Here is a 14,254-nt window from a genome sequence, read left to right on the forward strand (position 1 = left end):
CCGGCAGCCTGCCGTTCGTCTCGATCGCGCTGAGGAACCCGATATCGTGTAAAGATTGCAGGACATCATCGAACCACCACAGTGGTTCTGAGCACGTTCATTGCTTGTGCCATGCAGATGATGGAGCGTCTACTACAAGATCCGGTAGATGCCAAAACCAACTTGAGGCTCTAGGGTCTGGCCGCGTTTCCCCGCCGATCATCATCCCGAGAAGTGAACGCAACCGGCACGATGCTCAACCAAAGGGCGGAACGGCACAATATGACTAGCAGAACCTGGGGGCTACCCTCGAACACCTCAGTCAGTATTCGCTACAACTGACGGGAGGCGTATGCCCAGGCAAAAATCAGCTTTGAAAACGTCAACCTATCCAGGCGATCACGGCGTGCCAGAGCAGATCCAGAGAGGATTGCGCTGAGTACGCCATCGTCGAATTTGGAAAAATTCACTCGTCCGTGAATGGACCGAATACAGAATTCGCCCTCGACAGCAAGCGTAATGTGATGCCAAAGAAAAAACAGCACGTCGATCTATCGGACCAGAATCTCTTGAGTCTTATCCTGCGGCTCGCCATTCCGTCTGTTGTTGGATTATCGATCCATGCGCTGCAGCAGGTCGTCAACGCGATCTTTGTTGGCGCCCTAGGCGCGCAGGCGATCGCAGCTGTTAGCATGACCTTGCCGATCGTGGTCCTGCTCGCCGCAGCCGGACAGGGGATCGGTGTTGGAGCAGCGTCGTTCATATCTCGTCATCTGGGCGCTCGTGAGTACCTAGAAGCGAGTCGAGGCGCAAGCACGGCACTCGCGCTCGCCGCTCCGATCGGTATCATAGTCACCCTCACTCTGCTTCCAAATCTGCCAGGGATATTTGCAACGCTCGGAGCAACCCCAACCATCATGCCCGTGGCGCTCGACTACGCGGGAACGGTTTTGTTGGGGTGCACCCCGATGCTACTAAATACCGTCAGCGGGTTCATTGTAAGAGCCGAAGGCTATACACGATTTAGCATGTGGGTGATGATGACCGCGTTTATCCTGAACGCTGTGCTTGATCCCGTCTTCATATTTTCACTTGACCTTGGCGTGCGAGGCGCAGCCCTCGCAACGCTGGTGTCTCAGATCTCTGCTGTCGGACTGTATATCGCGTATTTTACGAAGCTTGGCGGGACGGTTCTCGTCAGGATATCTCACATATCATTGCGAGCAGACCGCATCAGACAGCTCGCGTTGGTAGGCGCGCCGGCGACAATGACGAGTATCTTATCTGCTCTTGCGGTTATGCTCTTGTACGGAGCTGCTGCGCCGTTCGGCGACGATTCCATCGCCGCGGTTGGAATAGCTGTGCGTATCTTGATGGTCGGCGCACTGCCTATCACCGGGTTCTGTATTGGCGCTCAAGCTATCCTGGGTTTCGGTTGGGGCGCACGCGACTATGCTCGTATATTGAGGGCTGCGAAGTTCATGCTCTTCGTGACGATCGCATTCTCGGTGCTGTATTCTGCGGCCGTTGTGATTTTTGCAAGGCCTTTAGTGAGCCTATTTAGCGATAACGAGTACGTCACCGAAATTGCCGTCTCGACCTGCATCGTGTTCCATCTCTTCTTTGGACTGTTTGGGGTGCAGAGTTTCGTGACGGCAATGCTTCAGTCATTTGGGAGAGCGCGCCTCAGTGCAATTGTGTCCTTGGCCAGGCAGGGGTATCTCTTCATACCGGCCGTACTGTTATTCCCGCTGGTAGCGGGCTTTAACGGACTGTTAGCCAGTCAAGCGCTCGCAGAGCTTGGCGCCGGAATAATCGCTCTCATCGTCATGTTCAACCAGTTCGGCGAGCTCAGACGAGCGCTCCGCCACGGTCCTGAAGAGCGATCGGGATAGCGGGTTGAGCTGAGAACGGATATGATCGAGGCACAGATCATTGGGCGCTAGCCTCCTGGGAGGCTCGCCGTTAAAGCGTGATGGGACTAGCTTCGATAGCCTGAGTTTTTGAGGTAGTTGGCGCATTCTTCGACTGTAAATGCATAAAGGAGTTCGCCGATGGCGGCGCAGACCGCATCGACGGTTCGTGCGGCTGCCTTGCGGAGCAGATGCTTGAGTTTGGCAAAGACTCGTTCGATGGGGTTCAGGTCGGGTGAGTATTTTGGCAGGAAGAAGAGCTTTGCTCCGGCGAAGCCGATGAGCTGGCGCACGGCTTTGCTTTTGTGGCTGCCGAGATTGTCCGGGACGACGATGTCGCCGGGCCGAAGGGTCGGCAGGAGAACCTTCTCCACATAGATCCGGAAGCTCACGCCATGATTGGTCCCTCGATGAACCATGGCGCATCGATCCGGTCATGGCGCAGGGCCGCCAGAAAGGTAATGGCTTTCCAACCCATCTGGCCCCGAGCAACGCTGCCGGTCTCATCGACCCGCTTCATCCAGCCGATCGCCGTGCTGATCGCCACTCCAAACTGCTTGGCGGCCCGATTGCGCGCCCTAACGGCCAAATTAAGGGCGTCAGCTCTTACGGCATTGATATCGGCGAAAGGCTGGAAGTCGAAGCGCCCCAAGGCAGTGGCAATGTGGTCGGCCGTGAAGCGGGGGTGATCTCAATCGAGAGCTGACTATCACACCAGTAACATGCGGTGTTTCCGAATTGGTGAATGGAAATGCGAACCCCCTTTGCGCTTTGCTACTCTATGGCAAGCAGCTAAATGCAATGGCGCCAATACAAGAGGTGATGCTAACTTTTGCTACAAACCAGGTAAACACTGGCACGGTCATCGACAAGGCCTACAGCCAGAGCATCTTGATTGACCTTACCTTATACTCAAACCGAATGTCGCATACGACATAAACAACGTCTAGGAGTGGGGAAACTTCAGCTGGGCCCAGTCGATACGACGGATGAGATTCTGACGCGCGCAGCTGCCTCTCGGCATCGGATGGGTTTTCCGTGCCTCAGTGCCGTCTTGAATACGGCAGCGAACGAACGAAAAAATGTTGGGCCAGTGTTCACCTGCGGGACTCGATCACGCCTCGTGAATGTATCATCAGGTGAATCAGGCCGTAACCAGCTATCGGAGAACTTGCACATCTTGATCGGGCTACCGGCCGAACAGGATGTGAAGATTGGCGGAGGCCAGGACGGCCCCACGCGAATGGTTAGAATACGTTATCGACGATGTCTTACGTGTTTGCTGACTTTGCCGATCACTGCCCCTGGCACTACGGCCGGGCGCGTCCGTATAAGCACGACTTGAAGAGAGGCCGGAGCACTGACCTATGGACAAGCGGCCTCTCGATCGTGGCGCATCGTCTCATCCGCCGCATCGGGTTGGAGACAGGGCGATGGCGAGTTGGCTGTGGCATGACCTTCGTAGGTTGATCCTCTGGCGTTGTGCATCGACTCGCGGCATGCTCGTGAGCCCTTCGCGTACAAGGGCAAGTGCAGAATCGCGGCTCATGCGGCATTCTCGGGATAACGGGTGCTCTCGTGCAGCATCTGCAAAACCGCGCTACGGTTCAGAAGTCCGCGGTCGATCGCGATTTCGATGAAGGGCCGCATTTGCTCAGCGGCTGTAAGCACAAGTGTCGATACCTGTTCATAACCAAGGCGCGGTACGAACACGGTCGCAAGAGCCGAAGATTGCATCAAGTTGCTGAGCGACCGTTCCCGGTCTGCCCGGATCCCCGAGATGCATTGGTCGGCAAATATTCTGGCCGATCGCGTCAAAAGCTCGATCGAATCGAAGAGGCGCGAGGCGATGACTGGCTCGAAGTGATTGATTTCGAGTTGGCCGCTCAACGCTGAGAGAGATACTGCGGCGTCGTTGCCCACGATAGCGAACGCAACTTGCTGGATCATCATCGGCAGGACTGGATTGAGTTTACCTGGCATGATCGAAGAACCGGGCTGGAGAGCGGGCAACCGCAATTCGCCAAGCCCCGTATTTGGCCCAGAGGAAAGGATGATCAGGTCAGAGGCGATTTTCGCCATTACCTCTGCTGCGATGCGGATTTCCGACGACACGCGTGCGAAGGCGTCGGCGTTCTGCATGGCATCGAACATGTCGTCGCCTGGGCGTACCGCGTGGCCCAAGATTGCCGCAAGATGTCCATGAACGGCACGGCGATAGCCCGGCACTGCTCCGAGCCCGGTGCCAATCGCAGTGCCTCCGAGGGGAAGCACCATCAATTCCTGGCGCGCCACGGACAGCTTCAAGGAGAGCCGCTTGATCGCTGATGCGTAACCGCCGAACGCCTGACCGAGCGTCATCGGCTGGGCGGCCTGCATGCATGTGCGGCCGACGCGCAATACGTCAGCGAATACAATGGCCCGCTCCGAAAGAGCGGCCGCCACCTGGTCCAGCGCACCCACCAGATCGCCGGACTTTTCGTGCGCCGCCAACTTGAGCGCCGAGGGCAGCACATCGTTCGTCGACTGGCATAGGTTCACGTGATCATTTGGATGGATCACGTCGTACCGACCGGGCTTTTCACCGACAATTTGCAGGGCCCGGTTCGCCAGAACCTCGTTCATGTTCATGTTGATTGATGTGCCGCCGGAGCCTTCGAGCAAATCGATGATAAACTGCCCATCGTGTTTACCAGCAATGACCTCGTCCGCCGCCGCGATTAGTGCTCCTGCTACTTTGGCGTCGAGGGCTCCGAGCTCACGGTTGGCCGCCGCGGCAGCGCGCTTGATGCGCGCTAGTGCCCGAAGAAGTGCCGGCTGATCACCGAGCTTCTGGAGTGAGATGTCGAAATTCTCGCTCCCACGCAGGGAGGCCAATCCGTACAGGGCGCGCAGCGGCAGCTCGCGCGTTCCTAGACTGTCTATTTCGGTGCGAGTCGCTGACATCTCTGATCCCGGGGTTCGGACGCTACGCAAACAACTCTCTCCGAGGACGGGCGAGAGTTAAAGCTAAGATCGGAGATGTTATGGAGGCTAATAAGTATGATTAATTAGGGTTATATTGTCCGTCGAGAGTCCGGGTGGGCCACCCGCAACGCACCGGCAGGCGCGTCCTCGTGAGCGAGCGGATCCAACACGATGCTGCCGACGGAACGAGCCATCCAGGGAATTTGAGCCGCGATCTGGGGCAAGGTCCAGTTCCGCAGGAGCACACGAGTATCATCCGCTATTCGCGCAGCCAACGTGTCTAATCCGCCTTGCTTAGTCACCAACGCGATCGTGCGCGAGAGGCCGGTCGCCGGCAATGGCATGACTTCGAGCGCCGGTCGATGGACGGCAGCCTGCAATATGCACAGGGGTGTTGTAATCGCCACGCCCATGCCATTGGCGACCATCGAAAGTAGCGAGTCCGACGTGTCGAACGACATCGTCTGCGGATGCTCTATCCTTAGACGCCGGAGATGACGTTCAATTTGCGTTCCCATGTGCGAACGCGCGGTGTAGCGGATAAGTCGGTGCTCGAGTAGTAGGTCGTCCAGTGGACGATCGCGAAGAGTATCCGCCCAGGCAATCGGTGCTACCAGGAGGAATGGCTCGCGCAATAGCGGTAAGCGGGTAACTTCGTCAACGCCCTCCATTGGATCCGATGTGACAGCTGCATCGATCTCGTTGCGCACAATGCCTCGGCGTGCGCGGGTACCAGCCCCGAATACGCGCTCACGCGAAGCGCGATTGAACCCGCCATGAGGCTGCGGACCAACAGTGGTCCCACTGTGGACGCGAACGTGTCGATCATCCCGAGCCGAAGGTCCTCGCGTTCGGGACGCGCTGCGGCGGCCCGCATTTCCTCGACAGCTCGTCCGACGCGCAGGGTTATCTCGCGCATGTGGGTGAGCAGAGCTTGCCCCGCCTCCGTGGGCTCAAGGGGACGACGATCGCGACGGACGAGGGACGCGCCAATATGCGCCTCCGCGCGCTTCATCGCTTGTGAAACGGCCGATTGAGTGATGCCAAGTCTGAGGCCGGCCGCGCTCATGCTGCCCTCTTCGATGACGACGGCCGCGACTTCCAGTACACGCAAATCAGCCAAACTAAACATAGGAAGCTTACGCTAATGGATTTTTATCGGGTGTGCCACTAGTCCGTTTTCTCAGTTGCGGCGAGTCAATCTACTCGACAGGTTGGCGCACCGGAAACTCGCGCTTACTGCGCAAACAGCCGATTCCAAAGCCGCAGCGGTGGAAATGTTCGATGACACTTCATTTATCCACATTTCCAACCGCTCCAATTTCGGCGCAGAGTTCGATCCGGTGTGTCTGGAGAGTCCGCGCCAGATGACAACATTTCCGGGTGGCGGATCGGCGGCCCTGGCAGGTCGCCACCCAATTGTGCAAGTTCGGTCAAGTAGAATGCGGGGGTTCCAAGGCGACCTCGTCGAATGCCGACGTCCTTGATGAGTTCATCGAGGAATACGATCTCGGTGTCCGTGAAGGCGATCTTCGGTGATGCGTCCGGGCCGTACGATTGAGCATGATGAGCCAGAGGACGCGCCAGCTGAGAGGGCAGACGACCGCCATCAAACTAGCGAGCCGCTCCGCGGTCCGCAGTTTTGAGTCCTCCGCCCTGCAGCCCGATTTTAGGAGCTTCTGGAACAGCTCGGTTTTCGTGCACGCACCTATTGTATCATGGACGTAGCCGCGCCTCTCTCTATCAACGATGAGTGCGCCGCCTTTGTCCACGAGGTCAGAAGTTGACGCGATGGCCGCCGAGCATGAGCTCCCTCTTGAGCCTGTGGTTATGGCCGACGCAGGCATCGATGTGTAGGTGTTCGCGGATATGGGTATCCGCAGACACGTCCGACGAATGGCCGATGATCCAATGCGACGACCATCCCGAAACGAGTGAAGCGACCTGCCACAATGCGTTCAAGCGCGTAAACTTGATCTAGAGGCCGCGCCGATCTTGCGTCTCGTCTTCGGCACCATCATGCGAGTTCATTGACAGTAAGCCGAGTTCTAGACCATGGCCTGGAGATCCCAGTGGGTCTAAGGACGCAATTGATCGAAGTCGATGCTTGGAATGCAATTGTGATGCTGGTGAGCGCTCAATCAGGAAAGCACGCAAATAGACATCGTCAGCTTGCTCATTCGCGCAGGAAGGCGATGATGGCTCAGCTGCTCGGCAGTGCCTCGGAACAGCCAGCAAAGAGCGCCTTCGGTTGAGCGCGATAGGACCGATCATCGAGAAGCGCGTCACACGCCAGCGTGAAGACGCTCACGGGATGAAGAAGGCGAGCTTGTCCGTCTGTCGGGTAGCGTCAATTATGATGCTAGAATGCGGGGTAATCTCAGGACAGAGACATTGTTGTGTGGAAAGAATGCAAAAGTGTCCCGCAGTGCAGTAGACCGCTCGACCGAATGCTCCTCGCAATGCCGCAACGGCGCAATCGCTCGAGATGTTCGCGTACATCGCGAGAAACTTCGATGCCGAGTTCCTCAACGAGTTCTCGGGCAAGGCCTGGCGTGGTGTTTCACCCCCTTTGACCGGTCCGCCTGGCTGCACGAACATTTTGGTCAACGCTCGCGTACCAGCGGAAGGTTTCGTGCGACATTCGTGGTAGGGCACGCGGCGATCCGCGCGGTGCGCACGGCTGCGGCGTTATCCATCAAGCAACGCCCCCTTTTTTAGATCACCCTCTGGGGCTGCTTGCGGGAGAACTATCAGCAGAGGGATGATGACGACCAGACCAGCTGCCAGCATCACTCCTGATGGGCCGGCTACAGTCAACATCTGGGCGCCAAGGACGGCTCCGAAGCCGATGGCCGAATTGATGACCGCCGAGTGCATCGCGGCAGCAGTCATCACTGTCGAACCGGCGGCGCGCAGGATCCAGGTCTGGAGTCCCGCGAACAGCGCCGCGACGGCAGCGCCCCAGATGACCAGCAAGACAAGGACCCGGCCTGTCCCCAAGTGGGGACCAAACCATCCAAGGCCAACGAGCGCCAGACACAGAGCAAGCAGCCCCGCAGTGATGATGGGTTTTATGAAGCGGTCGATGAGGACGCCCGCCAGGATGTTCCCCAGGAATCCTGCTCCGCCAAAGCCGAACAACAGCGCGCCAATCATGACTTGGGCAACGTTTGGAATCTCGCTGAGGAATGGTTCTATAAATGTGTACGCCCCGAAATGCGCCGCCGCCATGAATGTCGTTACGGCATAGATCCCCAACAGGTCATGCCTGCGGCAGACTGATCCAAGCTCTCTCCATCCCGCTGGCGTCCCGGCCTGCATTTTAGGAAGAACTGCCACCATCAGGGCTGAGGTGATCAGTCCGATGGCACCAATTAATCTGAACGCTGCACGCCATCCGCTCACCTGACCGACGAAGTTCGCGAGCGGCACGCCAACAACGGTCGCCATCGAGATCCCGCCGAATACGATTGCCATCGCAACACCCATACTGCGGGACGGCGCAATCTTAGACGCAACCGCAGCCGCCATGGCCCAATAGAAACCGTGAACGACAGCGCCCACCGTGCGTGCCAGCAACAACCCTTCGAAAGTGTGAGACATCGTCGCCGCAAACGTTGTTGCGGAAAGGATAAGAGTCAAGGCGATGAGTAGCGGCTTGCGAGGAAACTTCTGAAGCAGAACGGGCGACAACAGAGCGCTGGCAGCACCGATCCAGGCATAGAGGGCCACCGTGAGCCCGACCGCTGCCTGATCTCGTCCGAGGTCGCGTGCAATCTGAGACAACAGCCCGATAGGTGCTATCTCTGCCAAGACGATGTGAAACGAGGCGATGCCTAGCACGATGACGGCGAGCCAGATGCGGAGCGAAGATTCTGTGCCGTCACTCGTCATTATTAAACATCATTGTACGAAGGATCCGCCCGTTTGATTTGTCGATGATCAGCCGCTGCTTGTACGCATTTTTCATCCATGGACGTGGCGCCGCATGGCATGGGCGTCTCTCCGGATGTTAATGAATCGGTGGTATCCGATCGTTACGGTTGCATGGGTCGTTCTCTCCATCAACCGCGAGAGTTGATAGTTGACACACGACAAACGGCACTCGGTGTCCTCGACTGGTGTCCTGAGTGGGACTGTCGTTCCGGCCGGCATCGTGAAAGAGGGCCTGACCTTACTCGAAGAGCTGCGTCGCTCGCCACCAGGCGCTGCGCTTCGCCAACCCCGCCAAACGAACGGTGCAATAGCATCGTGATGCCTTTCGTGCGCTCGGACGGCCTGCAGATTGCCGAGCTGCCAACACCGAGGAGGAGGTCTCACTCACGATGTTCCGGCACTGCTTCGGCAGCTTTAGCAGGGCGCTCGCGGATCATGATCTCCGGGGAGCCGCCATTGCCTCGCCTGCGTACGCGCGCGCTGGGTGTCAATCGGCCCTTTAATTGCGGTTTGTTGTCAAACTTACATTTCTGAACTCGCCCACGGCACGGTGGTAGTGCTCGCGCCGTCGGAGCTGGTCCGGATTGCGGAGACGGCGCGGGCCGGCTGATACGTGCATTGGATCGCCGGGGCTGGTTGAGGTCTTCGCTGGGATCATGGTCCTTTCCGAGGTCGCGCAGCGCCTCATGATGATGTCGGGGTCGGGCGCCTCAACGTTTGCAGCGGAGTGCGGACGAGCCGCCACCACCTGATTGACGAGGTCGCCACAACACCGTCCCAGCGGGACATCGCCAGTCCGGCAGACCGGACCAGGAACTCTACAAGATCGGATCAGGCTTCCTTCCCCTGGCCCCAGTCGAACGATGTGCCGTAGACCCAGATACAGTGAAGAAGGATGGCGAGTTTGGGCGCGATGGCGACCTTTGCCTTTCGAATGCCAATCCGCTTAGCGAGCTTCATGCCCCAAGCCTTAAGAGAGGACCATTTCTTCGTTCGATGAAGCAGGACGATCGCCGCCTCGTACAGGTAGGTTGGGAGAAGACGGTCGCCCCATCCTGATTTCTTGCCCGGTTTCGCCAGAGGGGTTGCGTCGAGGCGTAAGACCCAGATAGGCGCCGACGCTTGATACCGATCGGAAGCGCGATGTTTCAAGGTGCCGTCGCATGCGCTGGTTAAATTAGGAGGACGGATCGAGCTTTAGCATTGATGCTAGCAGCCGCTCCGGCTTTGAATCCTCAAATGGGCTTCAACGCGCGATGCCAACGGGCCGTATGTTGGTCCGTGCGAGGCACGGATCGGTGGTGGACGCCTGAAATGTCCCGGCTCAGAAAAAATCCCCTAGGAATTCCGATAGGTGAGTTCGGCATTGCCTTCGTGCATCTCAAAATTTGATTTTCAGTTCTAGCCGGTTCGCTGCGCCAAGAGGATTGCCAACCTCCAGGACGAGAGGCTCTAGGTCGGAGAGCGATCCCATAATGGCGTGGCGACCGGACGAGCACTCAACCAAAGTTGGCCCCGCCCAATTAAGGTAAATTCAATCCAGCCCTGCCCCGACAATTATTGATGTGAGGTAAACGATCATCGCCGCTGCGTGACGAGCTATCATTTCTCGGCGAGGATCATCCAGCACTTGAAGGGCGACTACGCGGTTGCAGCTTCAGCGTACGCGCCAGGCGTGTGGCTGAGAAGAGCGCGGCGAGCGCATGCACAAACGCGGCCGCAGGTGCGGCGTCGTGCTCCCCGAGATCCCCGAAGACTCCTGATGGAGTGCGTTGACGAGCCTGCCCAGAATCTACGAATTGCCTGGTTGTGAGCCCTCGAGGCTGGCGACCTTGACCGGATCCAACGTCCGGCGAAGGGAGACGCGCAGCAATAGCCTGATATCGTAGCCCTCTCGACTCGAGAGTCCTTGCTTCGCTTCCCATCCCTTCGTTGGTCCACACTGTTGAACTCGCGCCGCAGCACGGTATCGGGTTTGATCAGCGCCGGCGCCACCACCTCCAGTCCAGGATGATCGGCGAGGATGACCTTCCGACCAATAAGCCGCTCGCGAGCGCCTTCAAATCGCGCTATGACGAGCGGGCGGACTGACTGTTACCCGTCTACCAAACGGGACAAAGAGGCGATGCGCTAGCGAGCATCGCTAGCTACGTTCTCTTGTATTCGGACCCGCGAAACGTCGAAAATTGGCGAGAAATGAAACGACCCCAGTGCTTAAAGCGGCTGGGGTCGTTCCGAGGTAAGCGCCAGACTTGGGCGGGGGGCTGAGGCCAGACGCCTACGACATGAAATCAGACACGCAGATTTTCCGCACTGCTTTTACCACGCCTCGGGTCGACTTTAAGCTCGTAAGAGACTGCCTGCCCTTCCCGCAGCCGCTCCCATCCGGCTGAATGAAAGCCGAAACCCTTCGTCGCATTTCACAACACCGCTCGCCACTCCCGTCTCCCATTTGAGCAATACTGTAGAGTAGTTCTGGTCGGACCATTCGGGCGGCAACGATTCGCGCACTGACGCACAATCTCCGCTGCTTCGGCGTCAGCGTAGTTCGCTTGAGGAGTTCGTGTATGGCGAGCCTGGGCGATCATGCTTTCATGCCAGAGACCAGGCACAGCCGACGGGTTTGACCCAGGTCGCATCGTTCTGATCTTCCATCCTGTTGCGTCACTTGGGCGACGAAGGTCACGTGGGTGGGTTCTCCTAGCAGGGAAGCCGCGAATTTCATCGGCCCAAATGGCTCATCGGCCACTATTTTGCGGACAAGCAGCGGCCTCGCAACTACCAAAAGGGGTAGCTGGACGAGCGTACCGCACCAAATTAGCATGCTCCCATGACTGTTCGGAGAACATGGAAGATGAACTGGAAGAAGGAACTGGAGGCGCTGGTTCAACAATCCGCGGCACTCCTAGAACGCGCACGGAGCGTAGCGCCTATTCCAAAGCTGATAGCACCCATCGCGCCAATCGCAAAAGCTTCCCCACCCGATTCTCCCCCGCGGTTGAGCTGGGACACCTCCGAGCGAGAGCACATCAGCAAACGAGTTGCGAATTTCAGAGCGCATCAAGAGCGCGTGCGCCGCGAGCGCGACGAATATTTTTCCCGCACGATGCAACGGACACGGGATCTCGCGAGAGGCCACGGCTCCGACGAACAGATGTAGGCGGTCGGAGAGTCGCGCAACTTTGCTAACAATCCGCCAAATCGCGCCAGAAGAATCGACTGCGGCCGACCACCGGCTGGGAACGGCGAGTAGCCGTGAGAGTCGTACGAGTCTCCAAGAGACGCCCGTCACAGCCCATCTGAGGATTGCCGCCCGCTGAGGATTGCCGCGTGGTGTCCTCACGCCATAGGTTGCCCTCGTACTGGATGCGCTGGGGGGCAACCACGCGATCGTTGTAGTGGCGCCGCCGACGCCCACACGAATCTGGTGCATGGATTTCGCACCGCCGAGAAGGCGTGGGTGTTGACCCTGCCCCTCGGGCTTAATCCAGTTTGAAGTTCGTTCTGGCCGAAGACGAGGACCAGAGCATGCAGCACGTTCGAGATCGGAAGGCCCGATCTGCTGGCTCGGCGCGTGAGGCAGAGACACGAGATGTGCGCATCGGGGAAGAATTGAGATCAGACGCGCTTCACTGGAGATCGCGATAGGCATTTTGCTGCATCGGACGGTTGTTGTCGCGCAGTGTGAAAGCACGGAGTCGACATCGTCCGCGATGATCGAGACGCTGGGAGCGAAATGACGAATGATGATCGTCGTGCACGGCATGACTTGGCTCACGATGTGTCGCATCGGAACGGTGATGTTCGAGGGATGGAGCGTCTGAAGCTGTGTCGAAAGCGCTCAATGATGCGCATGACGCCACCACAATCCGGACAGGCAGGAACTTCGGCCCAGGTTTGAGCTTCCGAATCCACAGGCGGCGGCTGGCTGTCGTGTGGGGCTGTCTCATGATCGAGAAGTTCGCGGCAAAGGGCGAGCTTGGCAGCGCGATTGGTTGGCCATGAAGCCGAAGTGGCGGATGCGATGGAAACCGTCGGGCAGCGCATGAAGCAGGAAGCGGCGAATGAACTCGTCGGGCTTGAGCTTCATGATCTTTGTCGCGCCGTCCCGGCGGTAATCCTTCCATGTGAAGGCAACATGATCGTTGTCGGGTGCGACGAGCCGGCTGTTGGCGAACCGCGACGCGATGGGTGTAGCGGCCGAGATAGGCCAGCACCTGTGCGGGTCCGCCGAAGGGCCGCTTGGCGTAAGCAACCCAGTTGACGCGCTGCATGGCTTTGATGCGACCAGCGAAAGTGTCGAGTTCGGCAAGAGAAGCAAGATCGCCGAAGAAGCGCAAGGCGCCGGCGTGGAAGGCCCCGATCAGGCGTTTGAGAAAAAGACAGCGAAAGAGCCGGGACAGCGGTTTGACGGCCAGGAAGAAGTTCGGTCGGCTGGCGATCCAGCGTGTTCCATCAGGTGACGGGCCGCCGCCCGGCACGACACAGTGAACGTGGGGATGATGCGTTAGCGATTGTCCCCAGGTGTGCAGGACCGCGACGCCGCCGATCTCCGCGCCGAGCCGGCGCGGATTGGCAGCAAGCGGCGGTCATCGCCTCGGCGGCGGCCCTAAACAGGATGGCATAGACGACCGCCTTGTTTTGGAAAGCAATCGCGGCGACGCCGCGCTAGGCGAATTTGGCGATCTGGCGGCCAAGCGCAGGGAGATGGTACCACTCATTGCGGCTTATTTCGCGGCTGCCGGCAAGAGGCGAGATGCGATTGTCGATGTTGCAGCGATGGCCGACTTTGCCGCGCTCCATTCGCTTACCGCCTCTATCGCGACGAATATTCAGACGGAGGTGGAAACGCTGGAGGCTGAGGCGCTGGCAGATGACAAGGCCGCGGCCAACGATGGCAATCGCGCTGTGGATCGGGCGCGACGCGACGCGCTCAAGGATCGCAAGAAATTTTCTGACGATCTCGCCGTGGTTCTAGCGCGTCTGACGGATTTGGAAGAGCGCCGCAAGCTTCTCACATGCTGCGATGTCGTCGAGACTGGTTCAGTCTCCCGGCAGATGACATCGCTGCGACGCAGCCTCGTCATGGAGAATCTCGAGAAACGCATTGTTGCCGAGATTGAGGCTTTGGCGCTGACGCACATTCCGTTTGCCGTCAATGATCGAAGCCAGGATGGGCAAAGCTATTTCGAGGTTGGGCTCGACGCGGCCAAAGCCACCCCGAACAGCAAGGTTCTGAGCGAAGGTGAGCAGCGCGCGCTTGCACTAGCCTGTTTTCTGGCAGAGGTCGGCGGAGACACATCGCGCCAAGGTATGATCATCGACGATCCGGTATCGTCTCTCGATCACGTTCGCATCAGGCGGGTGGCCGCGAGACTTGTGAAAGAAGCGGCCGCGGGACGCCAAGTCATCATCTTCACGCATAATCTTCTGTTCTTCAATGAGGTGGTTGACGC

Annotated in this window: 9 protein-coding genes and 4 pseudogenes; 5 read left to right on the top strand and 8 right to left on the bottom strand. The window is 58.4% G+C overall.

Translation table 11 applies throughout. The annotated features are described in order from the left end of the window. The first annotated feature begins 455 nt into the window (after window positions 1-455). Entirely contained in the window at window positions 456-1,874 is a 1,419-nt protein-coding gene (locus AC0L3A_RS38250; RefSeq protein ID WP_473256325.1) for an MATE family efflux transporter, read from the top strand. An 86-nt stretch (window positions 1,875-1,960) separates the two neighbouring features. Here AC0L3A_RS38250 and AC0L3A_RS38255 read toward each other — a convergent pair. Beyond that, a pseudogene (locus tag AC0L3A_RS38255) lies at window positions 1,961-2,364 on the bottom strand (transposase); the annotation flags it as partial. Between AC0L3A_RS38255 and AC0L3A_RS38260 the strand changes: the two are divergent. After that, window positions 2,329-2,598, top strand: a complete 270-nt coding sequence (locus tag AC0L3A_RS38260) for a hypothetical protein (RefSeq protein WP_438743030.1) — start codon at window positions 2,329-2,331, stop codon at window positions 2,596-2,598. The pseudogene AC0L3A_RS38255 and the gene AC0L3A_RS38260 overlap by 36 nt on opposite strands. Before the next feature lie 839 nt (window positions 2,599-3,437). Here AC0L3A_RS38260 and AC0L3A_RS38265 read toward each other — a convergent pair. The 3 genes from AC0L3A_RS38265 to AC0L3A_RS38275 all read right to left on the bottom strand — a co-directional run bounded on the left by AC0L3A_RS38265 (window position 3,438) and on the right by AC0L3A_RS38275 (window position 5,991). Further along, a complete protein-coding gene (locus tag AC0L3A_RS38265; protein ID WP_473256326.1) occupies window positions 3,438-4,838 on the bottom strand; it encodes an aspartate ammonia-lyase in 1,401 nt (466 codons plus the stop codon). Between the two features lie 110 nt (window positions 4,839-4,948). Beyond that, window positions 4,949-5,569, bottom strand: coding sequence for a LysR substrate-binding domain-containing protein (locus tag AC0L3A_RS38270; protein WP_473256327.1), 621 nt, complete (start codon window positions 5,567-5,569; stop codon window positions 4,949-4,951). After that, on the bottom strand, window positions 5,470-5,991 hold the full coding sequence (locus AC0L3A_RS38275; RefSeq protein WP_473256328.1) for a LysR family transcriptional regulator: 522 nt from the start codon (window positions 5,989-5,991) through the stop codon (window positions 5,470-5,472). The genes AC0L3A_RS38270 and AC0L3A_RS38275 overlap by 100 nt, the downstream gene beginning before the upstream one ends. A gap of 958 nt (window positions 5,992-6,949) precedes the next feature. Here AC0L3A_RS38275 and AC0L3A_RS38280 point away from each other — a divergent pair. Continuing rightward, window positions 6,950-7,114 (top strand): hypothetical protein, encoded by a 165-nt coding sequence (locus tag AC0L3A_RS38280; protein ID WP_473256329.1) that lies wholly within the window; start codon window positions 6,950-6,952, stop codon window positions 7,112-7,114. Window positions 7,115-7,550: 436 nt separating this feature from the next. Here the strand turns inward: AC0L3A_RS38280 and AC0L3A_RS38285 are convergent, their stop codons facing one another. The 3 genes and pseudogenes from AC0L3A_RS38285 to AC0L3A_RS38295 all read right to left on the bottom strand — a co-directional run. Further along, window positions 7,551-8,756, bottom strand: a complete 1,206-nt coding sequence (locus tag AC0L3A_RS38285) for an MFS transporter (RefSeq protein WP_473256330.1) — start codon at window positions 8,754-8,756, stop codon at window positions 7,551-7,553. Between the two features lie 873 nt (window positions 8,757-9,629). Further along, window positions 9,630-9,948, bottom strand: a pseudogene (locus AC0L3A_RS38290) (transposase); the annotation flags it as partial. Window positions 9,949-11,089: 1,141 nt separating this feature from the next. After that, window positions 11,090-11,218: pseudogene (locus AC0L3A_RS38295) on the bottom strand (cold-shock protein); the annotation flags it as partial. Window positions 11,219-11,652: 434 nt separating this feature from the next. Between AC0L3A_RS38295 and AC0L3A_RS38300 the strand changes: the two are divergent. Continuing rightward, window positions 11,653-11,958 carry a hypothetical protein gene (locus AC0L3A_RS38300; RefSeq protein ID WP_473256331.1) on the top strand — a complete coding sequence of 102 codons (306 nt, stop codon included), beginning with the start codon at window positions 11,653-11,655 and terminating at the stop codon, window positions 11,956-11,958. A gap of 614 nt (window positions 11,959-12,572) precedes the next feature. On the opposite strand, the pseudogene AC0L3A_RS38305 reads toward AC0L3A_RS38300, so the two are convergent. Continuing rightward, window positions 12,573-13,460: pseudogene (locus AC0L3A_RS38305) on the bottom strand (IS91 family transposase); the annotation flags it as partial. A gap of 423 nt (window positions 13,461-13,883) precedes the next feature. Here AC0L3A_RS38305 and AC0L3A_RS38310 point away from each other — a divergent pair. Then, window positions 13,884-14,254, top strand: a 371-nt coding sequence (locus tag AC0L3A_RS38310) for an AAA family ATPase (protein ID WP_473256332.1), incomplete at its 3' end; no start/stop codon positions are given.

The sequence above is a fragment of the Bradyrhizobium sp. MI1.3 genome (genome assembly GCF_055811695.1).

What these genes read in the sequence shown, in the direction of transcription:
- AC0L3A_RS38260 (WP_438743030.1), top strand. Translation starts at nt 2,329, where the DNA reads ATGGCGCAGGGCCGCCAGAAAGGTAATGGCTTTCCAACCCATCTGGCC.
- AC0L3A_RS38265 (WP_473256326.1), bottom strand. Translation starts at nt 4,838, where the DNA reads ATGTCAGCGACTCGCACCGAAATAGACAGTCTAGGAACGCGCGAGCTG.
- AC0L3A_RS38275 (WP_473256328.1), bottom strand. Translation starts at nt 5,991, where the DNA reads ATGTTTAGTTTGGCTGATTTGCGTGTACTGGAAGTCGCGGCCGTCGTC.
- AC0L3A_RS38285 (WP_473256330.1), bottom strand. Translation starts at nt 8,756, where the DNA reads ATGACGAGTGACGGCACAGAATCTTCGCTCCGCATCTGGCTCGCCGTC.
- AC0L3A_RS38300 (WP_473256331.1), top strand. Translation starts at nt 11,653, where the DNA reads ATGAACTGGAAGAAGGAACTGGAGGCGCTGGTTCAACAATCCGCGGCA.